The sequence below is a fragment of the Candidatus Eisenbacteria bacterium genome (assembly GCA_035577985.1).
Classification (GTDB): domain Bacteria; phylum Desulfobacterota; class Binatia; order DP-6; family DP-6; genus DATJZY01.
This window is the reverse complement of the sequence record DATJZY010000065.1, coordinates 15,018-40,169: the sequence shown is the minus strand read 5'-3', so window position 1 is coordinate 40,169 and position 25,152 is coordinate 15,018. Positions and strand designations below refer to the sequence as shown.

Here is a 25,152-nt window from a genome sequence, read left to right as displayed (position 1 = left end):
GACGACATGGGGGACCTCGACGGACAGATCGCATTCGTGACCGGAGCCGGCTCGGGGCTCGGGCGCGAGATCGCACGCACGCTCGCGGGCGCCGGTGCGCGTGTCGCCGTCAACGATCTCCGCAACGAGGCGGCGACGGCGGTCGCGCGGGAGCTCGCCGGCGCACTCGCTTGCGAGCCGCTCGTCGGTGACGTCGCCGACTCGGCCGCGGTCCGACGCTGGTTCGAGACGCTCGCCGCCGCGACCGGCGGGCGCCTCGACGTCCTCGTGAACAACGCGGGCTTCGCCGAGATCGATCCGGAGACGAGCGATCGGATCGGACGACAGCTCCAGGAGCTCGGCGCAACCGGGCGCGTGACGACGCCGCTCGAGGCGACCGCGCGCATGACCGACGAGCGCTGGTCACGCATGCTCGCCGTCCATCTGGACGGGACGTTCCGCTGCACGCGCGAGGCGCTGAAGCTCATGGCTCCGCGCCGCAGCGGTCGCATCATCAACATCGCCAGCATCGCCGGCACGACGGGGATCGCGGGCGCGCCCCACTACTCGGCGGCCAAGGCGGGGATCATCGGCTTCACGAAGGCGGTCGCACGCGAGGTGGGCCCGCAGGGCATCCTCGTGAACGCGATCGCTCCGGGGTACATCGAGACGCCGCTCCTCGCCGTCATGGGGCCGCATCGTGAGCTGCAGTCGGCGGCGATCGCGAGCCAGACGCTCGTCGGCCGGCTGGGCGAGACGCGCGAGGTCGCCGCGACGGCGCTCTTCCTGGCCGGACCCGGCGCGTCCTACTTCACCGGGCAGGTGCTGTCGCCGAACGGGGGGCTCGTCGTCTGAGCGCGATCGCCTCCTGCAGGATCCTCAGCTGGTACGCCGTGGCGCCCTGGTAGCCGATCCGGTTTGCCGGCACCTGCAGGGCGTACTCGAAGAACGCGAGTCCCCAGCTGACCAGGATCGCGGTCCACAGCGAGAGCTGGCGGAAGCGCAGGTGGCCGTACCATGCGGCGGTCATGAAGACGTTCGAGAGCGTGAGCAGGCCGCTCGTGCGCGCGAGCGGTGGCATGACGTACGACCGTAACGAGTCGGGCGGCGAGACGCGCGCCGCAGCGTGCTTGACGGCGCCGGCGACGCGATCCTAAGGACGTGCGCCATGCGGCCGTGGCCGGTGATCGTGCTCGTGGCCGGGCTGCTCGCCTCGAGCGTGGCGGGCGCCGCCGGCGGACCGCCCACCGTCGTGTTCCTTTCGGACTTCGGCACGCGGGACGACGCGGTCGCCATCTGCAAGGGCGTCATGCTGCAGGTCGAGCCGGCGCTGCGCACGATCGACCTCACGCACGAGGTGACCCCGTTCGCGATCGCCGACGGGGCGCGCCTGCTGGCCGACACGGCGGCACACTACCCCGCGGGCACGGTCTTCCTGGCGGTCGTCGATCCGGGGGTCGGGAGCACCCGCAAGCCGATGGTTGCGCGCACGAAGCGCGGGCAGTTCCTGGTCCTGCCCGACAACGGCCTCGCGACGCTGGTGGCGGAGCGCGACGGCCTGGTGGGCGCCCGCGAGATCGCGAACCCCGCCTGGATGCGCGCCGGCGGGCGGTCGTCCACCTTCCACGGCCGCGACGTCTTCGCCCCGGTCGCCGCCCACCTGGCGCGCGGCGAGGACTGGACGAAGGTGGGCCCGCCCATCGAGACGCCGCTCCGGCTCGACCTGCACATGGCGTCGCTCGACGGCGATGTCCTGCGCGGACGGGTGGTCGCCACCGATGGACCCTTCGGCAACCTCATCACCGACGTCGATGCCCGCGTCTTCGCGAAGCTCGGCTACGGGATCGGCGACGGCGTACCGATCGAGATCGGGAGCGAGCGGTTGGTCGTTCCCTTCGTGCGAACGTTCAGTGACGTTCCGATCGGCGCGCCGCTGCTCTACGTCGACTCGCGCGACCGCCTCGGCGTCGCGCTGAACCAGGGCAGCTTCGCCGATACGCATCGCGTCGTGCCGCCGGCGCCGCTGGTCGTGCGTCGCAAGGGTACACCCCCCTAGCGAGAACCCGGGGAGCGCCCGGCGGGCGAACGTTCCTCCGTCACGATCCCGCGCGTCGGAGCCCGAACGCCCGAATGAGGTTGTAGACGTGGGTCCGCGTGAGATCGAGGCGTCGTGCGGCCTGCATGATGTTCCAGCCCGACTCCTCGAGCGCGTCCTGGAGGAGCTGGCGCTGGAACTGCCGCGTCGCGTTCTGGAACGTCTCCGGGGGTGACGGCACGGCGTCGCCGGCTGGCATGGTGTCCGGAAAGATGTGGTTTCGCTCGACCGTCGGCGCGCCGTCGCCGACGGCGCGGATGACGCCGGCCTGGACCGCATGCGCGAGCTGTCGCACGTTGCCGGGCCACTCGGCCGCCTCGAGCGCCCGCAGCGCATCGCGCGACAGCGTCACCGCGGGGAAGTGATGCTGCGAGGAGGCCGCGGCGCAGAAATGCTGCGCCAGCGCCCGCACGTCCTCGCGTCGTTCGGCGAGCGCCGGCATGCGGATCGGCAGCACCTGCAGGCGATAGAACAGATCCTCGCGGAACCGTCGCTCCGCGACCGCCTGGGCGAGGTCGCCGTTGGTCGCCGCGATGACGCGGATGTCGGCCCGTACCGGCGCGGTGCCGCCGAGCGGGTAGTAGTCGTGCGACTGCAGGAGCTGGAGCAGCTTCGCCTGGACGGGTAACGGCAGCTCGCCGATCTCGTCGAGGAAGATCGTGCCGTGTTCCGCGGCCGCGACCTTGCCCTCGATCCGCCGCGTCGCCGTCGAGTGCGCACCCGGCAGCGCGCCGAACAGCTCGCTCTCCACCAGGCCCTCGGGCAGCGCGGCGCAGTTGAGCTCGACGAAGGGCTGCGTGGCCCGTGGGCTGTTCAGATGGATCAGACGGGCGAGCTGGCTCTTCCCGGTGCCCGATTCGCCGGTGAGGAGCACGCTCACGTCGAGCGGCGCGGCGATCGCCACCTCGCGCAGCACGGCCGCGAGCGCCGGGCTCCGGCCGATGACGCCGTCGAGCCGAAGCGACTTGCGGAGTCCCGCCGTGGGATCGCTCGCGACGCGCGCGCGCTCGCGGGTGATCACGAAATCGACCAGCGGCGCGATCCGGCGCGCGAAGAGCTCGGCGCGGGCCCGCTCGGCGGGACCGAAGAGCGCGCTGCCGGCGGGCCCTTGCAGATAGAGCACGCCGGTGGGCGGATCGTCGCCGATCGGAACGCACAGCACCGCCTCGATCCGGGCTTGGCGCACGCTCGTGCGCTCGCGGAACCGATCGTCGTCGAGCGCCGACGTGGTCTCGACCGTCTTCCCGGTCGCGAGCGCCTCGGCGATGATGCCCCGCGAGATCGCGGACCGGATGCCGTCGACGTCACCCGCTGCGAAGCCGTGCGCGATCCACCACCGGGATCCGCCCGATTCGTCATCGCCGCTGCTGAGCTCGAGGTAGCCGCGGGTGGCCCCACCCAGCTCGACGACGAGCCCGAGGGCCTCGCGCAGGAACGAGGCGACGTCCTCGAGGCCGCCCAGCTCGAGCAGGCGGAGGTAGAGGTCCCGTTCGGCGCGAATCCGCGAGAGCTGGTGGGCGAGGTCTTTGTCGTCCATGGGGTGCGGGGCTCACCCCTGATAGATCGCGCGCCCCCGATCTGACAACTACTTCGGGCGCCTACGGTCGAAATGCCGACAAGAGAAAATCCTTCCCGGCGGCGTGGCACCCGACGCAGATCCCGACGCCGCGCCCGCTGGAGAGCGCGTCCCGTCCGTCGAACGTCTCGAAGAAGTACCACCCGCGCCCGCGTGTGCTGCGTCGGCGTACCTTGCGCATGACCGACCAGCCGACGACCTCGTCGGTGCCTGCGAAGTAGAGCTCCTTCACCATGGCCGCACCGCGCCGTAGCGGGAGCACGCCACCGCGCAGGTCCTGCACCAGGACCGGACCGTACCAGGTGCGCACGTGGGGCCCGTGCACGGCGGCCTCCGACTCGTGGACCGCGGGCTCGGGCACGAAGCGCTGCCGGTACACGCCGTCGCGCAACCAGCGCAGGAGTGCGCGCGTGCTCGTCGGCGGAAGGTCCACCGGCTCCCCGGCGAACGCCGTCACGGCGGCGCAACAGACGACCAGTACGGCTACCACGCGCATGCTCATCTCGATGCGGGCGGTCGGTCTCGGTTACACCCGCGCAGCCGAAAGTTGACCCCGGAGGGGCCTGCCTCTAGCTTCGGCCGTCCCGTGGGACACATCGACGACGCCGCCCGCCTTCAGCTCCTCTACGAGCTCGGGTGCGCCTTCGCCTCGCAGCTCGAGCTGGGGGAGCTCCTCCCGCTCGTGGTGGAGAAGTGCCGCGACATGCTGGAGGCCGAGGGCGCCGCGGTGCTCCTCCTCGACCAGGATGCCGACGAGCTCTACTTCCCCTACGCTGCCAGCGGCGATCCCGAGGTCGCGGCGCGGCTCCTGCGGGCCCGCTTCCCCGCCGATCGGGGGGTCGCGGGGGCCGTCATCACGTCGGGACGCTCGCTGCGGGTCGACGACGTCACCGTCGACCCGCGCTTCTACCCCGGCGTCGACCAGAAGACCGGCTTCACCACCCGCAGCATCATCGCCGCCCCGCTGGTGGGTCCGCACGGTCCGATGGGCGTCGTACAGTGCGTGAACCGGCGCGAGGGAACCTCGTTCACCGACGGTGATCTCCTGCTCCTCGAGTCGCTCGCGGCGAGCGTCACGGTCGCGATCGAGAACGCGCGCCGCTACGACGACCTGAAGGTCTCGGAGGCGCGCCTGCGGGCCCAGGTCGGCGCCCTCCGCCTCGACATCGCACGCCGCGAGCGGTTCGGCGAGATCGTCGGCACCAGCCCCGCGATCATCGAAGTCTTTCGTCTGATGGAGAGCGCCGCCGCGTCGACGATCGCCGTTCTGATCGAGGGCGAGACGGGCACCGGCAAGGAGCTGGTCGCGCGCGGCATCCATCGCGCGAGCCCGCGCGGCGACGGCCCCTTCGTCGCGGTCAACTGCGCCGCGCTGCCCGAGGCCCTGCTCGAGAGCGAGCTCTTCGGCCACCGGCGCGGGTCGTTCACCGGCGCGACCCACGACCAGCGCGGCCTCTTCGAAGCGGCGGGCGGTGGCACGATCCTGCTCGACGAGGTGGGCGAGATGCCGCTCGCCATGCAGGCGAAGCTCCTGCGCGTCCTCCAGGAGGGCGAGATCATCCCGGTCGGCGACACCCGTCCGCGGCGGATCGACGTGCGCGTGCTGTCGGCGACCAATCGGGACCTGTCGCACGCCGTCCTGAAGCAGACGTTCCGGCAGGATCTCTACTATCGGCTCGCCGCCTTCCCGGTGCGCGTGCCCCCGTTGCGCGACCGGCGCGAGGACATCGCGCTCCTCGCGCACCACCTTCTGCGCGCCGCCGCCGATCGCCAGGGCCGTCACTTCGACGGTATCGAGCCCGACGCGATGGACGTTCTCGTACAGTTCGACTGGCCCGGCAACGTGCGCGAGCTGCAGAACGAGATGGAGCGGGCCGCAACCCTGGCGCGCGACGGCGATCGCATCGGCCTTGCGCACCTGTCGGCCAAGCTGCGCAAGCCGGCGCGCAGCCCGGGCGACGGGCTGCCCTCCGACGACCGCCCGTTGCGAGAGGCGCGGGCCGAGTTCGAGGCCCACCACATCGCGGGCGTCTTGCACCGCCATGGAGGCAACGTGACGCACGCGGCCCAGGTCCTCGGCCTCTCGCGTGCCATGCTGCAGCGGAAGATGAAGGACTACGGCCTCCGCTAAGCGCCGCAGCGCATACAATCCGCGGCACCGCATACGGGGCGATGCACCGCCGCCTCGAAAAACCCTCATTCCGCCGTTGCCGCACCGTGGCATGGCCGTTGCTTCGCTCTGTGAGCGAGCGATCAAGCTCCGACAAGGGAGGAGGAGACGACGATGCTTCCCGGCGCTTTCCCGATGCTGCCCGCGACGGTGTTCCCGATCCAGCTCGTTCCGTCGCTGTCGGCCGTCACGACCGGTCTCTCGGCGGTCGACGTGACGGCGGCGGTTGCGGCGCTGGTGTGGGCGTTCGGCGGTCTCGTCGCTCTTCGCATCGCCATCCTGATGAGCCGCGGGCCCGACGCGAAGTCGGACAGCGAGTCGAAACCGAACCCACCGAGCGATCACCGCGACGGATTCCGTAACGCCGCGTAAGCGAGCGAACGAATCCTGAACGGCCCGGCGCCGTCGGGACCCCCTCCCCGACGGCGCCGGATGCTCGTTGTTCCAAGTGCGACGGCTCAGGTCGTGGCCGGCTCGATGCGTTCGACGGCGTCGAGCTCGGCGAGTGCGACCAGCTTGTCGAGAGCGACGACGCCCTCGATCGTCCTGGTGCCGATCCGTCCCAGCTGCAGTCCGGCCGCTTCGAGCGCCCGGACGACGTCCGCCGACGGGCTCTTGAGCGAGACGCGGACGCGTACCCATCCGCCGCCCGACGTCGCGGCGCCCGGAGCACCGGGCCCCTTCTCGATCAGTGTCGCGAGCGCGGGTGCGAGGCGGCGCCGTGCCGCGACGGACAGCGTCCGAGCCGGTCGGTCGTACTCCTTCTCCTCGAGCGGGGCGGCCTTGTCGGCCCGCAGCTCGTCGCGTGCCATCGGCTCGGTCGCCGACTTGGCGGCGTAGCCCAGGGCCCGCATGGGCGAGCCGGCCGGCGCCTGCGCGGCGGCGAGCTTGCCGCCGGCGCCTCCTCTCCCGTCACCGAAGACGCCCTCGTAGGTCACGCCCTGGGGCATCTCCACGGGAACCGCGACCGTTCGGGTGACACCGCCCTCGTTCACCACCCGATCCTCCACCGCCACGAACGACGTGAACGGCGTCACGATGCGGTGCGCGAGCGCGACCTGGACGATCTGATCCTTCAGCGGCGCCGGGAAGCTCCCCGATTGCATGGCCGAGAGATCCTCGTTCGTGAGCGCCTCGACCTTGGCGCGCGCCCACATGGACGCGATCGCATCGTGCTCGGGTTCGGCCGCCGGCAGCGTCACGTCGAGCGCCTGCTCGTACGCCCTCCCCTGCTGGAAGCCCCGCAGCACGACGCGGCCATGCCCCGCCGTGCGATAGCGCGCGTGGACGACGAGCGGGCGCTCCGCCCACACGTCCGACTGCTCGCGCGGGAAGACGTCGACGACCTCCAGTCCTTCGAAGTCGACGTGCACGTCGGTCAGGACCGGCGACGCGATCTTGTCGTAGAACTGGCGGGCGACCTTCTCGCCCGACTCGTTCAGCAGGACGTAGTCGGCCTCGCCGCCACCGAGGCGCGCCATGCCGTCGATGAGGAAGCGGTTGACGCCGTTGCCCGTCCCGAACGGGAACCAGCGTGAGGTGCCGCGGAGCTTCTTCACCAGCCCCAGCACCTCGAGGTCGTTGCCGACGTAGCCGTCGGTCATGAACGTGACGATGCGTAGGCGGTTGTCGGCCGCGGGCATCCGACACACGGTCTCGACCGCGTCGGCCATCATGGTGCCGCCGTTCGCCTCGAGCGCATCGATGTACGTGCGGGCCCGGCGGCGCATCTCGAGGCTCGCCGGCTGCGGCGTCGGAAAAAGCTGGCTCGCCGTGTTCCCGAAGTCGACGACCTGGAAGGTATCGTTCGCGTTCATGTGGTCGAGGATCCAGTGCATCGTCTCCTTGGCTTTGAGGAGCGGCAGGCCCGACTGCGAGCCCGAGCGGTCGATGACGAAGATCATCTCCTTCGGTGCCGCCGTCGTGGCCGTGACCCGCTTCGGGGGCACGAGGATGAACGTCACGTACCCGTCGCCCTTGGGGTCGCGGTGCGCGAGGTAGCCGCTGCGCACCTGGTCACCCGACACGCCCCAGCGCAGCACGAAGTCGCGGTTCGGAATCTCGTCCTTCGCGCGCAGTGCCACGCGGACATGCGTGGCGTCCGGGCGCGCGACGTCGATCTCGTGCAGCGGCGACTCTACCGTGCCGATCGGCAGGCCCGCGTCGACGTCGACGGCAATCGCGATGTCGTGCCCGGCACGCGTCCCCTCGGGGGTGACCGGCGGCGTGATCCGGTCCGCATCCGGCACGCCGGCCGGCGGAATGAAGCGCGGCCCGACCACGGTCGGGAACGTCAGCTCGAAGGTGCCGGCCGCGAACTTGAGCGGCTCGACGTAGGAGATGACGATCTCGACCTTTGCGCCCGGCATCACGTTGGCGAGCGACTGCGTGAAGATGTTCGGCCGCTCCTCGTCGAGGATGCTGGTGAGCTTGCCGGCACGCTTCGCCTCCTCGTAGATCCTGTGCGCCTCTTCCCGGGTCTTGATGTCACCGCGGATCTCGCGATCGCCGGTGCGCATCGTCATGGCGTCGACGGCCGCGCGCTCGGAGAGCGGAAACGTGTAGATCGCCTCGATCGGGTCCGAGAACGGATTCCCGAACCGCTGCGTGACCGTCACGCGCGCGACGAAGCCCGACACCGTCGCCTTCACGTCCGTATGCTCGAGTGGACACCCCCCGAGCGCCCGTCCATCGGGTCCGACGGCGTCGAGAGAACCAGTGGCGGCGAGCGCGGGACGGACGCTCAGCGCCAACACGAGGGTCGCTATGGCAAGTGCAGTTCGCATGATGACCTCCTGCCGCGTAGGTCGTCGCGCCCCGCGAAATCGGATCACGCCGCTGCGCGGCTCGCTGCGCGGGCGGCGGGCGGGCGGCCCGGGGGGAGGGCGGAGGCGCCTGCGAAGCGGCGCGACGAAACGTCGGGCCGTGACACGCCGTGTGTCGTGTCGCGCGGCGGAGCCGAAGCCGAAGCCCTTTCCCCGGCCGCCCGCCCGCCGAAACGCGATCCGCGGAGACCGCGTTGGTCCACGCCAGGGCATTGGCCTAGGATGGCACGCCGATGGTGAGCCCCGGCGAGGACTGGCTCCTGGTCCTCCGCGGGCTCCTCGCCGGCGAGCGGGCGGCACTCGCCCGGGTGAACCGCCTCGTGACCAGTCAGCTCACACAGCTCCGCGCGTACGACTTCCGCGACGAATGGGACGACCTGCGCCAGGAGGTGCTGCTCGCCATCGTCGCAAACGCCCAGGCGGGACGGCTGCGCGATCCGCAGGCCTTCGTCGGCTACGTCCGCGTCCTCACGCGCAACAAGTTCGTCGACCGCCTGAAGACGAAGCTGCGCCACCACGAGCGCGAGACGCTGCCGTGGGACGAGGAGACGGCGCGCGCCGTCGCCGACCCCGCTCCCGACGCGCGTGCGAGGGAGGTGTGGACCGCGGCCCGCGATCTGCCCGCCGACGCGCAACGCGTGCTCGAGGGCGTCTATCGCGAAGGCAAGACCTACGAGCAGGTGAGTCGCGACACCGGGATCCCGCTCGGGACGATGAAGCGCCGGCTGCGCGAGGCCCTGACCGCGCTGCGGCGCCGCTTCGCCGAGGAGCCGACGTGACGGCGCGATCCATTTCGTCGCGCGCGGCCGACCTCCAGGGCGGGGACGCATGAGCTGCCGGAAGGCATACGAGCTCGATCTCGCGGGCTTTCTCGCCGATCCGACCGGAGCGGTATGGGCCGAGTTCCGCGACCACTATCCGCGCTGTCCGGCGTGCGCCGCCGAGGTGCGCGCGTGGACGGAGCTCCACCTGGCCCTCGGCAGCGGATCGCACCCCGATCCGGACGACCTCGTGCGCTACGTCGACGGGGGCGCCGCGCTCGCCCCCACGACGCGACATGCGATCGCCGAGCATCTGGCCGCGTGTGCGGCGTGTCGCGACGAGGCGCACACGCTGCGGACGTTCGATCCGCTGTCCGCACCGGCCGCCGAGCGGACGCCGCGACCGCGCCGGTCGTTTGCGTTCCCGTCGATCGGCCGCATCCTGTGGCACCCGGCCTTCGCCTACGCGGTGGCGCTCCTCGCCGTGCTGTACCCGACGCTCTCGGGCCGCGTCACTGCGCCGACGGCCGTCGTGGAGCAGGAGAAGAGATCGATCGGGGGGCCCGCGCGCCACGTCCTCGCCGACGAGGAGGCGGCTCCCGCCAAGACGCGCCAGCCGGAGGCGCCCGCCGGAGCCGGTGGCGGGAAGCCGGCGGCCGCGCCCGCCCCGTCAGGCGACGAGTACGATCTTCGCAAGGAGGCCGACACCCCCGCACCCGCGGCGACGGCGCTCGGCTACGTGGCCCGCGACAAGCTCGCAGCGGCGGCCAAAGGCGACGAGGGTCTGGCGCGCAACGACGCCGAGCAGAAGTCGAAGCCGGCCGAGCCCGAGCAGATGCGGTCGCGAGCGCAGGCGACCACGCCGGAGATTCTCATCGCGGCGGGCGAGCCGACCATCGTCATTGCTCCGGGCGCCGGCGACGTGATCCTTCGCATCGAGGACGCGCCACCGGGCGCGGCGGCGGCGATGCTCCACGACGCGGGGGGCGTGCGGACCTTCGTCGCACGACGCGAGAGCGCGTCCGACGCCGACGCCGGCCGCCCGGCGTTCCGTTTTCCGTCGCGCTTGCTGACTCCGGGCCGGTACGCGCTCACGTTCGCGTCCAAGGACGGCGAAGCCGGCGAACGCCACTTTCGGGTGACGGCTCCGTGAGCGATCTTCCCTCCGGCGAGAACAGCCGCCCGCGTCTCGGCGACGTCGTCGTGCTCGTCCGGCGAACGCTCGAGTGGGTCCGCCCCGTCCGCTGGCACGTCGCGGCGCTCCTCGCGTCCGTGACGATGCTGGCGCTCGTGCTGATTCCACCGAGCGCGCTCCTGTTCGACGTCGTGTGGACGCGCGTGCTGAACGGCGCGCCGCTGACGACGCTGCAAGCGTCCGTGCTCCGGCTCGATCCGGCGACGACCGCGGACGTCACGACCATGACCGCCGCCGTCCGCCACGCCATCGCCGTGCGCGCGATCGCCCTCTGGGCGGTGTTCGCGATCCCCGCCCTCTTCGCCGGCATGGCGCTCTGGTACTACCAGCTCACGATCCTGCAGTGGGTGAACCAGCACCTGCGGGTCGCGCTCTTCGATCGCCTGCAGGCGCTCTCGCTGCGCTTCCACGGCACCGCGCGCGTGGGCGACGCGATCTATCGCCTCTTCCAGGACAGCGCGATGGTGACCCAGGTGGTGCAGGTGCTCCTGCTCCTGCCGCTGTTCGGGATCGGGCGTCTCGTGCTGTCCCTCGCGCTGGTCGCGGCGGTCGACCCGCGGCTCGCCCTCGTTCTCCTGGCCACCTGGCCGCCGATCGTGGGCCTGGCGATGCTGGTGAGCCCGCGGCTCGCGCGCGGCTTCCGGATCGCCCGCGAGCGCGCCAGCGGCCTCACCGCGAGCATCGAGGAGGAGCTCGCGAGCCTCCCGGTGCTGAAGGCGTACGGCGCCGAGCCCTGGGCCCTCGCGCGCTTCACCGCCGATTCCGCCGCCGCCTTTCGCGGAGCCTTCGCGGCTCGCGGGTTGCTGGTGGCCTTCGACGTCGCAGTCTTCATCGTGCTCGGCGCGGCACTCATCATCGCGACGGCGTGGGCGACGGCGTCGGCGCGCGACGGTGCGCCCGTGCTCGCGCGGCGCCTGCTCGTGATGGCGGGCTTCGCGGCCTGGAACCTCGGCTGCTTCCAGTTCGTGCGCCAGCACCTGGGCAACGGCACCAGCGCCGCACGCCAGCTCTGGCGCACGTGGGCCCAGGCGCACGACGTCGTCGTCGGACTGCGCCGGGCCTTCGCCGTGCTCGACCTCACGCCGGATGTGGTCGAAGCGCCGGACGCCGTCGACGCGCCGCCCGCCCGCGAGGGCGTGGCCTTCGACCACGTGATCTTCGCCTACGAGCCGGGACGCCCCGCGCTCGCGGACGTCTCGCTGTCAGCCCGCGCCGGTGAGATCACTGCGATCGTCGGACCGACCGGCGCCGGCAAGAGCACGCTGGTCGCGCTGCTGCTGCGTCTGTTCGACCCCGATCGCGGCGCGGTCACGATCGACGGCCAGGACCTGCGTCGCCTGCGGGTCGGGAGCCTGCGCGCGCGCATGGCCGTCGTCCTGCAGGAGCCCCTCCTGGCCGCCGGAAGCGTGCGCGAGAACATCCGCTACGCCGCGCCGCAGGCCACCGACGACGCCGTCCGCGCGGCCGCGCGCGTCGCCTGCGCGGACGACTTCATCATGCGGCTGCCGTCGGGCTACGAGACCGTGATCGGCGAGCGCGGCGCAAAGCTCTCGGCGGGCGAGCGGCAGCGCCTGGCCGTGGCGCGCGCCGTGCTGAAGGACCCGCGCATTCTCGTCCTCGACGAGCCGACCGCGTCGCTCGATCCCGCGACCGAGGCGGCGCTCCTCGACCGCCTCGCCGACTGGGGCCGCGGCCGCGTGATCGTCGTCGTGACCCATCGGCTGACGACCGTGCGGCGGGCCGACCACATCGTCGTGCTCGAGGGCGGGCGCGTGGTCGAGCAGGGACCGCACCGCACGCTGCTCGAGCGTCCGAGCGGCGTGTACCGCGCGCTGGTCGCGAGCGAGCTCGAGGGGCTGGTCGCATGAAGCCGACGCGCGTGCTCGCCCGCGCCCTGGCCCACATGTGGCCTTTCCGGGGTCGCTTCCTCACCAAGCTGGCGATCGTGCTCCTCGGCCTGGTGCCGGTGCTCCTGCTGCCGTGGCCGACCAAGATCCTGATCGATCACGTCATCGTCGGGACGCCGTTCGGCGCGCTGCCTCGGCCCTATCCGTTCTTCGTTCGGTGGTTCACGGACTGGCTCCCCGAGCACGATCCGATGGGCATCCTGTGGTGGACGGTCGTCGCCCAGGGGGTGCTGCTCGTCCTGGTCGGCGCGTTCGGGACCACGTCCCCCGAGAACAGCTACGCCGACACGTCGCTCGCGAGCGGGGGGGATACCGCCACCACCACGGAGAACGCCGCCAACGCCGGCTGGAGCGCGCACGGCGGGCTCGTCGGGCTGCTCGAGACGTGGTTCACGATGCGCCTGACGCAGGACCTGAATCACCGCTTCCGCTGCGACCTGTTCGCGCGCCTCCTCGCGACGCCGATGCCCGCGCTCGCCGACACGCAGCTCGGCGACGCCGTCTATCGCGTGATGTACGACACGCCCGCGATCACGAACGCGTGCTATCGGCTCGTGCTGACACCGATCGTGGCGCCGATCGGCCTCGCGCTCACCGCCGGCGCCATCGAGCTCGCGTTCGGCGATCTGCCCGAGCTCATCCTGGCGGCGCTGGCGTTCCTCCCGCTCTCGTTCCTGGTCACCTGGCCCTTCGTCACGGCGCTCCGGCGCGCGGCGACCGAAAGCCGGGTCGCCGGTGCGCGAGCGACCGCGAAGCTGTCCGAAGCGCTCGCCCGGGTGCCGGCCATCCAGGGCCTCGACGCCGGCACCGGCGAGCGACAGCGCTTCGATCGCATGAGCTGGGCGGGCTTCACGAGCCACCGGCGCATGTTGCTGCTGGGCGGCGGTGCCGCGCTGGTCGCGACCTTCGCCGGCTTCGGGCTCGCGCTCTACACCTTCCTGCACATCGCCGATCTGGTCATCGCGGGTCGCATCTCGGTCGGCGACTTCGCGCTGCTCTTCGCGTATTTCGCGCAAGTCGTCTTCTACGTCGTCGAGCTCGGCACGTGCTGGATCCGCTTGCAGACCTCGGCGGCCGGACTCGGCCGCGTGTTCGACGCGCTCGACGCGCCGGCCGAGCACGTTCCGGCGGCCGCGGTGGATGCGCCCGTTGCGCCCGAGCGGATCCGATTCGAGCAGGTCGGCTTCGACCACGCCGGTGCTCCCGTGCTGTGCGACGTGTCCTGCGAGCTGCGGCGCGGCGAGCTGGTGGCTCTCGTCGGGCCGGCCGGCGCCGGCAAGACGACGTTCGCGAGCCTCGTTCCGGGCTTTCTCGTCGCGACCGCGGGGCGCGTGCTCGTCGACGGCCGGGACGTGACGGAGCTGCGGGCCGCGTCGCTTCGCGCACGCGTCGGCTTCGTCTTCCAGGAGCCCGGTCTCCTCCAGGGCACCATCGCCGACAACATCCGCTTGGGTGACCCCGACGCCTCGGATCTCGAGGTCCGCCGCGCGGCGATGCTCGCCGGCGCCGACGAGTTCGTGCGCGCCCTTCCGGCAGGCTACGCGACGGCGGTCGGGCGTGGCGGCGCGAAGCTCTCCGTCGGGCAGCGGAGTCGGGTGGCGATCGCGCGCGCCTTCCTGCGCGACGCGCCCATCTTGATCCTCGACGAGCCGACGGCCGCGCTCGATCCGGCGAGCGAGCGCCGGCTCGTGGCGCGCCTGCGCGAGCTCGCACCCTCGCGCATCGTGCTCGTGATCAGCCATCGCCTCGCGATCGCGCAGGCCGCCGACCGCGTGCTCGTGCTGGAGGACGGACGCCTCGTCGAAGACGGGGCACCGCGCGACCTGCTCGCGCGTCCACGGGGCGCGTACCGCCGGTACGTCGAGCTCCAGCAGCTCGGGACCGCGTGACGCCGCCGGACCGCGCCGCTCGGGATCGCTGGCTCACGGGGGGCCTCTTCGCGCTCGCCGCCGTCGTCCTGCTCGTGAACCTCGGGCACTACGGCTTGTGGGATCCCGACGAGGGACGCCATTCCGAGATCGCACGCGAGCTGTTCGACGCCACCACCTGGCGCGGCAAGCTGCTGCCGCAGCACAACTTCCAGCCGTACCACGACAAGCCGATCCTCTATTACTGGCTCGCCGCGCTCGCCTTGGGGGTGGCCGGCGTGAACGAGCTCGGTGCGCGGCTCGTCTCCGCACTCACGGCGCTCGGCACGCTCGCCGTCGTGTTCGTCTGGTGCCGCGCCGTGTGGGACCGGCGCACCGCACGCCTCGCGGTGGCCGTGCTGCTGACGTCGGCCGGATTCCTCGCGATCGGACGATACGGGAGCCTCGACATGCTGCTCACCTGCTGGCTGACGCTCGGGGTGGCGGCGGCGGAGCGGTGGACCGCCGCGCCCGAGCGACGCTCCCTCCTCTACGTCGCGGCCGTGGCCGCCGGGCTCGGCATGCTGACCAAGGGGATGATCGCGCCACTGTTCGTCGGCGCCATCCCGCTCGTCTTCGCGCTGCTCACGCGCCGTCCGATCCCGCGCTCGCCGCTGGCATACGCGGGACCGCTGCTCGCCTTCGTCGCCGTCGCCGCGCCCTGGTACGCGACGGCGCAGGTTCTCGACCCCGACTACCTGCGCGAGTTCTTCCTGGTTCACCACCTGGCGCGCTTCAGCGAGGACACGACGACGTTCCACGCGGGACCCTGGTGGTACTATGGCCCGGGCGTGCTCCTCGTGCTCTTCCCGTGGAGCCTCGTCCTGCCTGCGACGCTGCTCGTCGTCGCGACGCGTGGCAATGAGGCGGCGCGTTTCTGCCTCGTCTGGGCGGCCGGCATCGTCGGTTTCTTCAGCCTGTCCCACGGCAAGCTCGTCACCTACGTGCTCCCCGCCGTTCCCCCGCTCGCTGCGGTCACGGCCTACACGCTGCGACGCCACCTCGAACATGCGTCGGTCCGCCGTCTCGTCGCCGGCGGGATCGGCGTGCTCGTCGCCGCCGTCGCGATCGCACCGGCGATCGCCCTGCGGATCGGCCACCACAAGCCGCACGTCGTGATCGCGCAGATCGCACCGGCGCTGTTCACACTGCCATTCCTGGCGCTCGCGCTCCTCCTGCTGTGGCGCCTCTCCGGTCTGCGAGCCGCGGTGCTCGGCGTCGCCGCAGGCATGGTCGTGTGCTCGTTCGTGTTCTACGCGGCGGTTGCGCCCCGCGTGAGCCGGGTCGTCGGCGAGAAGGAGCTGGCGACGATCATCCAGGCGGCGCCGCCCGCCCCGATCGTCTCCTACGAGGTCACCGCGGCCTCGATGCTCTTCTACCTCGCGCGACCCGTCATCCGCGCGAACCGCCCGAACCAGCTACGCCGTCAACTCGCCCAGCATCCCTTCCTCTGGATCGTCACCAGCCCCCGCCACGTAGCCGAGATCCAGGCGATCACGACCGTCTACCCCTGGGAAACCCGAGGACACCACATCCTCTACGCAACAGCCCCGCGCTCCCCTTAGATTCTTGCCCCGCCGCCATGCGTGACGGCATGCCGCGCCGGCTTCGCCGGCCGCGGCATACCGGTCGCGCGGTCCACCAACGCCACGGCTCTCGCGTCCGACTCCGACCCGAGCCGTGGCTCGGGTCGGCTACAGCGTTCCGCGCAGACTGTTCGCGTCGGTGCGAAGCTGGGCGGCCTGGTCGCGGAAGAGGTTGCGCGTCGCCTCGGGAACGATCTTGTGCGCGTTGTTCGAGTCGAGCTTGTGACGGAAGGTGTCCAGGCTCTTCGAGCACTTCTTCACCTGGTTCGAGGCGCTCTTCCCCGTTCCGAGCATCGCCGCCTTCGCGCACTGCTTCTTGGCCTTCTGGGCCGAGCCGACGATTCCACCCTTGAGGCGTCCCAAATCCGAGGCCGTCTGCGCCTCCGCGATCAGCGCGTCGAGCCGGCACAGGATCGAGTCGAAGGTCGCCTCCACCGCGCATCCGCCGAGGAGCGTCGTCGTGGTCGTCGAGGTCGAGCTCGACGCCGCCGTGGTGCTCGTCGTCGTGGTCGACGTCGCGGGCCCCGCCATGGCCGAAGCTGCGTTCAGAACCGCCGCCGCCCCAACCGCCATCATCCATCCGGAATGCATCCTCATGCTTTCGATGTATGTGCGACCTTGGAGACGGTCAACGCGACCAAAGTACTAGAACAGCCCTCACAGCGAGACGCGCAGCACGCGGCTTGACCCACCCGATGGTCGTAGACGAGCAGCGTCGAAGGCGCGATGCGTGGCGAGAAGCCCCGCCGATCACGGCGGCGCGATCTCGCGCGTCATACGCGCAAGTCCCGGGCAACCCATGAGACGCGCGAAGTCCGGGTGGCGCTTCTCGTCGATCACTCGGTAGCCGGCGCGCTCGTAGGCGAGCTGGGCGGACGTGTTGCCGATGAACAGCGTGATCTGCGAGCGGCGAAACCCACGACGCCGCCCGTCGGCGACGATCGCCTGCAGGAGGTCGCGAACGAGCCCGCGGCGGCGAAACCCAGGTCGGGTCGCCACCCACTCGACGATCCACGTCTCCGGGGGCGGCACGCTCACGCACGTGATGAAGGGATCGAGCCGCGCGTCCGCGGCGCGGCGCCGCAGCTCGTCCCACCCGAACGCGTCGACGACCGCGCGGACGATCGCCGGATCGGGGTTCGCCATGCCGGGCGCGCCCGGATCGTATCCGCAGAGCGCCGCCGCCGGGACGCCGTCGACCTCGGCGACGAGGAATCCCTCCCAGCGACAGAACGACGGCTCCGCCTGCACCGCGAGCCGCTCGAGAAGCGCCAGCACCCGTGGCTCGGGGCCGTCGACGTAGACGTCCCACGCGCCCCGGCCGACGTGCCCGCGCGACGCCTCCAGCATGACCCAGGCGAGGAACGGGGCATCGGCCGCCCGCGCCCTGCGGAACGCCGTCGCCATGGCCCTCACGCCGCTCCGGCCCTCGCCCGCGCCTGCTCGGGCCGCAGCGCGCGGCGCAGCACCTTGCCGTTGCGCGTGCGCGGAAAGTCGTCGACCAGGTACACGATGCGCGGCGCCTTGTACGAGGCGAGGTGCTCGCGTGCATAGGCGAGCACGGCGTCCGCGGTGATCGCTCCCGACGCGCGCGGGACGACGTACGCGACGACGAGAATCTTCCCGGCGCCCACCTCCTCGCCGACGGCCGCCACCTCGCCCACGTCGGGATGGCCCTTCAGCACGCGCTCGACCTCGTAGGGCGACACCCGATAGCCGAACGTGTTGATGAGATCGTCCTTGCGGCCGAGGAACCAGAGGTAGCCGTCGGCGTCCCGCCGTGCGTAGTCGCCGGTGAGGAACCACTCGCCCGAAAAGCAGCGTGCCGTCTCCTCGGGCTGGTTCCAGTAGCGCAACATGAGGCCCGGATCGTCGCGCGGAATGCACAGCATGCCTTCGGTACCCTCGGGCACGTCGACGAAGGTGCCCGGATCGAGCAGCCGGACGTCGTGCCCCGGCTGCGCGAAACCGGCCGAGCCGGGACGGATCGGGCGGCTCTTCGTCTGGCACAGGTAGTACGAGCACTCGGTCATGCCGAGGCCCTCGTAGATGTCGAGCCCGAAACGCGCCCGCCATTCGTCGAGCACCTCCGCCGGCAGTTGCTCCCCCGCGCTCATGCAGTGTCGCAGCGTCGGCACGTCGGGTCCGACGAACGTCGTCTTCTGCAGGATCTGGCGGTAGATCGTGGGCACGGCGATGAAGATCGTGGCCTGGTGCCGCGCGATGCGCTGCGGCCAGCGCGCGGCCTCCATCGCGCCCTCGCAGACGATCGCCGTGTGCCCGCGATAGAGCGGGTCCATGAGTCCGGTCCCGAGGACGTAGGTCCAGTTGTACTTCCCCGCATGCAGCACGCGGTCGCCGGCCGGGTCGAAGTCGAACCAGTACTCGGACGACGGCTGCCGCCCGAGGAGCGCGCGATGCGCGTGCAGCACGCCCTTCGGGTAGCCCGTCGTCCCCGACGTGTAGACGAGATAGGCGGGATCGTCGGCGCGCGTCGGATGCGCATCGGCCCACCTCGTGACGGCGGCGAGCCGCACCCCGAGGTCGTGCACGGCGAGCCGGGCGGCCGGCGCGGCGCCGGGTGCGTCCACGAGCAGCACGTCGCGCAGCGCGGCCTCGCGCTCGAGCGACTCGCGCATCGCGTCCCAGGTCGCGCGATCGGTCACCATCGCGACCGCGCCGGAGTCGGCCGCGAGGTACTGCACCTCGTCGGCCGTGAGCAGCGTCGAGGTCGGGACGGGGACGGCACCGCGCTTCATGGCGCCCAGGAACGCCGTCGAGTACGCGAGGCAGTTCGGGAGACGGATGAGCACCCGATCGCCGGCCTGTACACCGAGCTCCCCCAGGACCTCCGCGAAGCGGCTGGTGCGCTCCGCCAGCTCGCGAAAGGTGACGACGCCGGCGCCCGTCCGATCGTCGTCGACCACGACCGCCGGACGATCGGCACGCGGCGTATCGACGTGCGCATCCGTGCACGCGACGCCGATGTTGAAACGCTCCGGAATGCGCCACACCCAGGGCGCGAACGGCCGCACGCTCACTCCCGCGGCGGCCTCAGGGTCTCACACAGCTCCTGCATCACGGGCGGGCCTAGCCCGCCCTCGCCCCTTCGGTCAAACTCGCGCGTTCGTGAATGCCCCCACTCCGATCCGCCGCCGGCGCATCGTCGTGCGCAGCTTCCAGATGACGGGCGCGCTGGCGCGCGGCTCGCGCGTCTTCGTGCGCGAGGCCTGGGCCCTGCGCCGCGCGCCCGGCGACCGCCTGGCGCGTGCGCTCGGCCGCGCGCTCGTCGCGGCCTCGACACGGCTCGGCGCGACGTTCATCAAGGTCGGGCAGATCGCCTCCACGCGCGCCGATCTCCTGCCGCGCGCGCTCGTCGACGAGCTGGCGCAGCTCCGCGATCAGGTGCCGCCGTTCCCGTTCGACGACGTCCGCCGCACGATCGAGCACGATCTCGGCCGGCCGCTCGAGGAGCTCTTCGCCCGCTTCGACCCCGAGCCGGTGGCGGCGGCGTCGGTCGCGCAGGTGCACCGGGCGATCTGGCGCGCGAGCGGCGAGACCGTCGCCGTGAAGGTGTGGCGCCCCGACGTCCTCGAAAGGGTCCGGCTCGACCGCTCGATCCTGCTCTTCGTCGGGCGTGCGCTCGAGCGCGCGGTCCCGTCCCTGCGTCTCGTCTCGCTCGCCGGTGCCTTCGAGGCCTTCTGCAACGCCGTCGAGGATCAGATCCACCTCGAGCACGAGGCCGAGAACAACCGCCGCTTCACGGCGAACTTCGCCGGCGACGGCGACATCCATTTCCCGCGCCTCGTCCCCGAGGCGTGCTCGGACGCCGTGCTCACCATGGAGTTCGTGGAGGGCGTGCGCGAGGACGAGCTCGAGGCGCGCGGCCTCGACGTGCGCCGCATCGTCGACGCCGGGATGCGCGCCGTCTGCCGCATGATCTTCTCGCACGGCTTCGTCCACGCCGACCTCCACCAGGGGAATCTCCGCTTCCTGCCGCCTGGCCGCGTCGTCTTCCTCGACCTGGGGCTCATCGGCACGCTCGAGGACGCGGATCGCCTCACCAGCGCCGCGCTCCTGTACTCGTTCGCGGTCGGCGACGGCGCGACGGTCGCGCGCCTGTTCTACGACAGCGCACCGCACAAGGACGTCGCCGACTACGGCGTCTACGAGCGCGAGATGGCGGAGTACGTCCGTCAGGTGCACAAGCGCGGACTCGGCAACGTGCAGATCACGCTCGAGATCGGCCGTCTGTTCGACATCCTGCGCCGCCACCGCATCCAGGCCCGCAGCCACATGACGATGGTGAACCTGGCCCTCATGACCGCGGAGGGCCTCGGCAAGCGGCTCGATCCGCAGCTCCAGCTGAACGAGGCCGCGCTGCCCTACCTCGCCGAGGCCCTCGGCATGACCGACGGGACGAGAACCTGACACCGCCTGTTTGAGAATCGACTCGCCGCCGCGCAGACTCGTGGGAGCGGGAGGCCACGATGGACGCAACCGAACCAACGGTCGGCCGCGGCAGCTTTCAGTGGAACGCCGGAGGGTGGATCGGCGCGCAGCTCGGCAGCACGCTGTGGATCCTCATCTCGGCAGGGCTGTTCATCTTCGAAGAGCCCGCGCTCGCCCGCATGCTGCTCGCCTGCTTCCTCGTCTCGAACGCCATCGCCCTCGGTCTCTGGAGCCAGCGCCATCGCATCGCGCCCTACCCGGCCATCCAGACCCTGGTGGTGGTGATGGGGCTCGCCGCGCTCGGGGCCATCTACGCGATCGATCACGCGGGACGCCTGCTCGAGTTCGAGCCGCGCCTCGCGAGCCGTCCGCGGGCGCTCTACGCGATGCTCCTGCTGTATCCGGCGCTGATGATCCTCTTCGCGTTCCGCGAGCGCGCCGGCCGATCGCAGCCGAGCCGGTAGCGCCGGCTGGCGCCCGGCGCCGCCGGGTGGCAAGGCTGGGGACGCATGGACGGCGTCGCCTTCGTCGCGCAGGAGTATCACGCCGACGGCGCGCTGCGTCCGGCCCGCTACGAGATCGAGGGCGCGGAGGCGACCGGCTGGCGGATCCGGCGCGACGGCGCACCCCATCTCGACTTCGGTCCCGGCTACCGGGTCCTGCGCGCGAGCCATTGCGGCGTGTGCGCGACCGACCTCGCGCGACGGCACCTGCCGTTCCCGCTGCCGCAGGTGACGGGGCACGAAGTCGTCGCCCTCGGCGACGGCGGCCGTCCCGTGGTCGTGGAGATCAACGCGTCGCACGCGGCGCGCGGTCTCGTGACCGACTGCCCCTGGTGCGGGCTCGAGATGGGCTCGCACTGTCCCGACCGCCGCGTCCTCGGCATCCACGATCTCCCGGGCGGCTTCTCGCCGTGGATCCTCGCGCCGCGCGCCGCGATCCACGCCGTGCCACCGGCCATCGATCCACTGACCGCGACGCTCGTCGAGCCGTTCGCGGCGGCCCTCGCCGCCGTGCGGATGGCGACGCGCGTGCCGCGACGGCGCATCGCGGTGCTGGGTCCGCGGCGCCTCGGGTCCCTCGTCGTGGCCGCGCTCGCCGCCTGGCGCAGGCGGGCGGGCGCGGGCTACGAGATCCTCGCGCTCGCCCGGCGCCCCGAGCTGCGGGCGCTCGCGACCGCGTGCGGCGCCGATGACGCGCGCGATCCCGATGCGCTCCACGAGCCGATCGCCGACGTCGTCGTCGACACGACGGGGAGCCCGGCCGGCTTCGCGCGGGCGCTCGCGCTCGCGTCCGGCGAGGTGCACTTGAAGACCACGTGCGGCGAGCCGTCGTGCGGCCTCGCGCATGCGACGGCCATGGTCGTCGACGAGATCGCGCTGGTGCCGCTACGGGACGATCTCGCCGCGCCGTTCGACGGCCCGCGGCTGGCGACGGCCGTGGTGTTGCCGGGTGCGCCGCGCGACCTCCGGCCCGCAGGACTGCGACTCCTGTCCGAGCGCGAGGCGCCGGCGCTCCCGCTCGGCGGCGCCGACGTCGTCGTCGCGGGATCGCTCGCCGAGGTCGATGCCGCCGTCCGTCCCCGCGCCGATCGCGAGCGCGGTCTCGTCCGCCCGCGCGGCGTCGTCGTGCTCGCCGACACGGGACAGACACGCGATGCGCTCACGGCGGCCGTGCTGGATCGCGGCATCTCCGTCACGACGTCGCGGTGCGGCGACTTCGCCACCGCGCTCGACGTACTGCCCGACGTCGGAACGGATCTCGCGCCGCGTCTCGTCTCGAACGTCATGGCATCTTCGCGACTCGCCGACGCGTTCGCCACCGCCGCGCACCCATCCGCCATCAAGGTCGTCGTCACGCACCCCGAGGCGACGCTCCTCGCGTGAGCCTTGCTCTCGCCCACCCCGCGTGACACTGCTCGGTGATGGACATCGCGCATCGCTCGACGACGGCGCTCGCGGCGGCGCTCCGAGGGCGCGAGATCGGCTGCCGTGAGCTGCTGGATCACTACCTCGGTCGCATCGAACGGATGAACCCGGGCCTCAATGCCGTCGTGACACTCGACGTCGAGCGCGCGCGCCGGCGCGCCGACGAGGCCGACGCGGCGCTCGCGCGCGGCGAGACGTGGGGACCGCTCCACGGCGTGCCGATGACCATCAAGGACACCTACGAAACGGCCGGCATGCGCACCACGTGCGGCTGGAGCGAGATCGCGACCCACGTCCCCGAGCGCGATGCGGAGGCGGTCGCCCGCCTGCGCGCCGCGGGCGCCGTGATCTTCGGCAAGACGAACGTGCCGACGCTCGCGAGCGACGTGCAGACGTTCAATCCGATCTTCGGCACGACGAACAATCCCTGGAACGTGGGCCGAACGCCGGGCGGCTCGTCGGGCGGCGCGGCGGCGGCACTCGCAGCGGGGCTCACGGGCTTCGAGCTCGGGAGCGACATCGGCGGCTCCATCCGCACGCCGGCGGGCTGGTGCGGTGTCTACGGTCACAAGCCGACCTGGGGCATCGTGCCCGGGCGCGGGCACATCCCGGGCCCGCCGGGACGACTCGCCGAGGACGACCTCGGCGTCTTTGGTCCGCTCGCACGCGGCGTCGACGACCTGGACCTCGGGCTCGACGTCCTGGTCGGTCCGGGCCCGGAGGACGCGCGCGCGTGGCGCATCGAGCTGCCGCCGCCGCGTCGCGATGATTCGAAGGCGTACCGCTTCGCCGCCTGGCTCGACGACCCGGCGTTTCCAGTCGACGGCGAGGTACGCACCCTCCTCGAAACCGCCGTCGCCGCGCTCCGACGGGCGGGCGCGCGCGTCGACGATCGTGCGCGGCCACGGTTCGACTTCGCCGACGCGGTGCGGACGTACCACTATCTTCTGAACCCGATCATCCTCGCCGGCATGCCCGACGACGGGTTCGAGAACCTCGTGCAGCTCGCGGCGAGCTTTCCGCCCGACGACGACGGCCCGCTCGCGCGCAGCGCGCGCGCGGCGACCATCCGCCACCGCGACTGGCTCCGCCTCCACGAGCGCCGCAAGCGCATCCAGGCGGCGTTCGCCGACTTCTTCCGGCAGTTCGACGTGCTCCTCATGCCGATCGTCCCCGTCGCGGCGATCCCGCACGACCACAGCGATCCGTTTCCGGCGCGCACGATCATGGTGAACGACGCGGCGATGCCCTACATGAACCTCTTCACGTGGATCGGTCCCGCGACGATGGCGCATCTACCGGCGACGAGCGCTCCGATCGGCCGCACGCCGGGCGGGCTGCCGGTCGGCATCCAGATCGTCGGGCCCTACCTCGAAGATCGCACGCCGATCGACGTCGCGCGGCGCCTCGGTGCCGTCGTGGGCGGCTTCACGCCGCCGCCGGGATTCGCGTGAGCGCATGAGCCCCGAGCTCGACGCCCTCATCCGCAACGCCATCGTCGCCGCCCCGCTGGGACGTCTGCTCGCCCTCGAGCCGGTGGCGAACGAAACCGACCGCGTGCAGGTGCGCCTGCCGTTCCGGCCGGAGATCACGACCTTCGGCGACCTCGTGCACGGTGGCGCAATCGCCGCACTCATCGACGCGACCGCAACCGCGACCGCCTGGTCCGGCGCCGACGTCACCCGCGGTCCGCGCGGCACGACCGTCGGTCTCACCATCAACTACTTGAACGGCGCAAGCGGCCGCGACCTGCTCGCCACCGGCCGAATCCTCCAACGCGGCCAGTCGATCGTCGTCTGCGAAGTCACCGTGGCCGACGCCGCCGCCACCGACATCGCCCGCGCCCTGGTCACCTACAAGCTCACCCACCGCACCTGAGAAGAGTCCCTCGCGGACGCCTGATCCGCGCGCGTTCCTGTATGCGGCGCCGGCTTCGCCGGCCGCCGCACTCCGGTCGCGCGTGCCACCCACGTCCCACTCTCGCGAAAATGCCGCCCGGTCGAGGGCGAGACGAAAGCTTCGACGCCCGGCGCGCCGACTGCATCGAGACGGGGGGTCTCTTTCTCTTCGCGCCGAGCCGAAGCCGGAGTCCCGCCCCCGGCCGCGCGGCACCTTCAGTGCATCGTCATGGTGGCGGCACGCACGAACATGAACGTGAGCAGCGCCGCGATACCCATCCACGTCTTCCACTCGCGGTGCCCGAGCACGCGCTCCCACGTGAAGCTCAAGTCGCCGAGTCCCGTCGGCAGGACGCGGGGCACGAAGGCTCCGACGCGATCCTGATAGGCGACGTACTGCGCGCCGAAGCGCTTTGTGAGGTACGCCTCCTCACGCAGGGCCTTCGGCACGTACATCAGAAGGAAGACGGCAGTGATCACGACCGGCGCCAGCGGAACCCGCGTCATGAACGCGAACGCGAGCGCGATCATCAGGCTGCCGAGATAGAGCGGGTGGCGGACGAGGGCGTAGGGACCGGTGTCGGTGACACGCTGCGCGCGTACGAGGTGGCCGCGCGCCCACACGCGCAGCGCCACACCGGCGGCGAGCAGCGGCAGCCAGGCCAGGGTCGTGCCGATCGTGGGCTTGGCGAGCGGGATGAACAGGAGCGAGAGCCACCCGATGTTGATCCGCCAACGCGAGAGGAGCACGAGGGCCCGGTTCGGCCGATTCGTCGGCACGGTGGGCGGGTTTATCAGGCGTACCGTGAAGCCACGGTGAAGCCCTCCCTTTCTACCCCCCGCGCCCGTCCGCTATAGACCCAAACGCTCGAA

General features: G+C 71.8%; 21 protein-coding genes and 1 pseudogene. 14 read left to right on the top strand and 8 right to left on the bottom strand.

All coding sequences use genetic code 11. The annotated features are described in order from the left end of the window. Positions 1-6: 6 nt before the first annotated feature. The gene (locus tag VMS22_10420; protein ID HXJ34437.1) at positions 7-834 is read left to right on the top strand and encodes an SDR family oxidoreductase; all 828 of its coding nucleotides are present in this window, start codon (positions 7-9) and stop codon (positions 832-834) included. Here VMS22_10420 and VMS22_10415 read toward each other — a convergent pair. Beyond that, positions 833-1,060: pseudogene (locus tag VMS22_10415) on the bottom strand (DMT family protein). The gene VMS22_10420 and the pseudogene VMS22_10415 overlap by 2 nt on opposite strands. Before the next feature lie 87 nt (positions 1,061-1,147). On the opposite strand from VMS22_10415, the gene VMS22_10410 reads away from it, so the two are divergent. Continuing rightward, positions 1,148-2,035, top strand: coding sequence for an SAM-dependent chlorinase/fluorinase (locus VMS22_10410; GenBank protein ID HXJ34436.1), 888 nt, complete (start codon positions 1,148-1,150; stop codon positions 2,033-2,035). A 40-nt stretch (positions 2,036-2,075) separates the two neighbouring features. Here VMS22_10410 and VMS22_10405 read toward each other — a convergent pair whose 3' ends face one another. Then, entirely contained in the window at positions 2,076-3,611 is a 1,536-nt protein-coding gene (locus tag VMS22_10405; GenBank protein ID HXJ34435.1) for a sigma-54-dependent Fis family transcriptional regulator, read from the bottom strand. Positions 3,612-3,672: 61 nt separating this feature from the next. Continuing rightward, entirely contained in the window at positions 3,673-4,146 is a 474-nt protein-coding gene (locus VMS22_10400; GenBank protein ID HXJ34434.1) for a hypothetical protein, read from the bottom strand. A gap of 90 nt (positions 4,147-4,236) precedes the next feature. On the opposite strand from VMS22_10400, the gene VMS22_10395 reads away from it, so the two are divergent. Then, a complete protein-coding gene (locus tag VMS22_10395; GenBank protein ID HXJ34433.1) occupies positions 4,237-5,781 on the top strand; it encodes a sigma 54-interacting transcriptional regulator in 1,545 nt (514 codons plus the stop codon). A 153-nt stretch (positions 5,782-5,934) separates the two neighbouring features. Continuing rightward, positions 5,935-6,192, top strand: a complete 258-nt coding sequence (locus VMS22_10390) for a hypothetical protein (GenBank protein HXJ34432.1) — start codon at positions 5,935-5,937, stop codon at positions 6,190-6,192. An 86-nt stretch (positions 6,193-6,278) separates the two neighbouring features. On the opposite strand, the gene VMS22_10385 is transcribed toward VMS22_10390, so the two are convergent. Then, positions 6,279-8,606, bottom strand: a complete 2,328-nt coding sequence (locus VMS22_10385; GenBank protein ID HXJ34431.1) for a VIT and VWA domain-containing protein — start codon at positions 8,604-8,606, stop codon at positions 6,279-6,281. A gap of 272 nt (positions 8,607-8,878) precedes the next feature. On the opposite strand from VMS22_10385, the gene VMS22_10380 reads away from it, so the two are divergent. Genes VMS22_10380 through VMS22_10360 form a run of 5 tightly spaced genes read left to right on the top strand, consistent with a single transcriptional unit; the run spans position 8,879 to position 15,980 of the window. Continuing rightward, on the top strand, positions 8,879-9,424 hold the full coding sequence (locus VMS22_10380) for a sigma-70 family RNA polymerase sigma factor (GenBank protein HXJ34430.1): 546 nt from the start codon (positions 8,879-8,881) through the stop codon (positions 9,422-9,424). Positions 9,425-9,473: 49 nt separating this feature from the next. Continuing rightward, positions 9,474-10,559: a zf-HC2 domain-containing protein gene (locus tag VMS22_10375; GenBank protein ID HXJ34429.1), complete on the top strand. Its 1,086-nt coding sequence runs from the start codon at positions 9,474-9,476 to the stop codon at positions 10,557-10,559. Next, positions 10,556-12,469 carry an ABC transporter ATP-binding protein gene (locus VMS22_10370; GenBank protein ID HXJ34428.1) on the top strand — a complete coding sequence of 638 codons (1,914 nt, stop codon included), beginning with the start codon at positions 10,556-10,558 and terminating at the stop codon, positions 12,467-12,469. The genes VMS22_10375 and VMS22_10370 overlap by 4 nt, the downstream gene beginning before the upstream one ends. Continuing rightward, positions 12,466-14,397, top strand: coding sequence for an ABC transporter ATP-binding protein (locus VMS22_10365; protein HXJ34427.1), 1,932 nt, complete (start codon positions 12,466-12,468; stop codon positions 14,395-14,397). The genes VMS22_10370 and VMS22_10365 overlap by 4 nt, the downstream gene beginning before the upstream one ends. Then, positions 14,394-15,980 (top strand): glycosyltransferase family 39 protein, encoded by a 1,587-nt coding sequence (locus VMS22_10360; GenBank protein HXJ34426.1) that lies wholly within the window; start codon positions 14,394-14,396, stop codon positions 15,978-15,980. Before VMS22_10365 ends, VMS22_10360 begins: the two co-directional genes overlap by 4 nt. Positions 15,981-16,109: 129 nt before the next feature. Here VMS22_10360 and VMS22_10355 read toward each other — a convergent pair whose 3' ends face one another. The 3 genes from VMS22_10355 to VMS22_10345 all read right to left on the bottom strand — a co-directional run bounded on the left by VMS22_10355 (position 16,110) and on the right by VMS22_10345 (position 19,042). After that, positions 16,110-16,532 carry a hypothetical protein gene (locus tag VMS22_10355; GenBank protein ID HXJ34425.1) on the bottom strand — a complete coding sequence of 141 codons (423 nt, stop codon included), beginning with the start codon at positions 16,530-16,532 and terminating at the stop codon, positions 16,110-16,112. Between the two features lie 219 nt (positions 16,533-16,751). Continuing rightward, positions 16,752-17,408: a GNAT family N-acetyltransferase gene (locus tag VMS22_10350; protein HXJ34424.1), complete on the bottom strand. Its 657-nt coding sequence runs from the start codon at positions 17,406-17,408 to the stop codon at positions 16,752-16,754. A 5-nt stretch (positions 17,409-17,413) separates the two neighbouring features. Further along, positions 17,414-19,042 (bottom strand): class I adenylate-forming enzyme family protein, encoded by a 1,629-nt coding sequence (locus VMS22_10345; protein HXJ34423.1) that lies wholly within the window; start codon positions 19,040-19,042, stop codon positions 17,414-17,416. 88 nt (positions 19,043-19,130) lie between these two features. Here VMS22_10345 and VMS22_10340 point away from each other — a divergent pair, with 88 nt between their 5' ends. The 5 genes from VMS22_10340 to VMS22_10320 are packed head-to-tail and all read left to right on the top strand — an operon-like array spanning position 19,131 to position 24,259. Beyond that, a complete protein-coding gene (locus VMS22_10340; GenBank protein HXJ34422.1) occupies positions 19,131-20,432 on the top strand; it encodes an AarF/UbiB family protein in 1,302 nt (433 codons plus the stop codon). A gap of 59 nt (positions 20,433-20,491) precedes the next feature. Beyond that, positions 20,492-20,917, top strand: coding sequence for a hypothetical protein (locus VMS22_10335; protein HXJ34421.1), 426 nt, complete (start codon positions 20,492-20,494; stop codon positions 20,915-20,917). A gap of 45 nt (positions 20,918-20,962) precedes the next feature. Further along, positions 20,963-22,339, top strand: coding sequence for an alcohol dehydrogenase catalytic domain-containing protein (locus tag VMS22_10330; GenBank protein HXJ34420.1), 1,377 nt, complete (start codon positions 20,963-20,965; stop codon positions 22,337-22,339). 38 nt (positions 22,340-22,377) lie between these two features. Continuing rightward, positions 22,378-23,835, top strand: a complete 1,458-nt coding sequence (locus VMS22_10325) for an amidase (protein HXJ34419.1) — start codon at positions 22,378-22,380, stop codon at positions 23,833-23,835. Positions 23,836-23,839: 4 nt separating this feature from the next. After that, positions 23,840-24,259, top strand: a complete 420-nt coding sequence (locus VMS22_10320; GenBank protein HXJ34418.1) for a PaaI family thioesterase — start codon at positions 23,840-23,842, stop codon at positions 24,257-24,259. 236 nt (positions 24,260-24,495) lie between these two features. On the opposite strand, the gene VMS22_10315 is transcribed toward VMS22_10320, so the two are convergent. Then, complete coding sequence (locus VMS22_10315; protein ID HXJ34417.1) at positions 24,496-25,059, bottom strand: isoprenylcysteine carboxylmethyltransferase family protein; 564 nt, start codon at positions 25,057-25,059, stop codon at positions 24,496-24,498. Positions 25,060-25,152 lie beyond the last annotated feature (93 nt).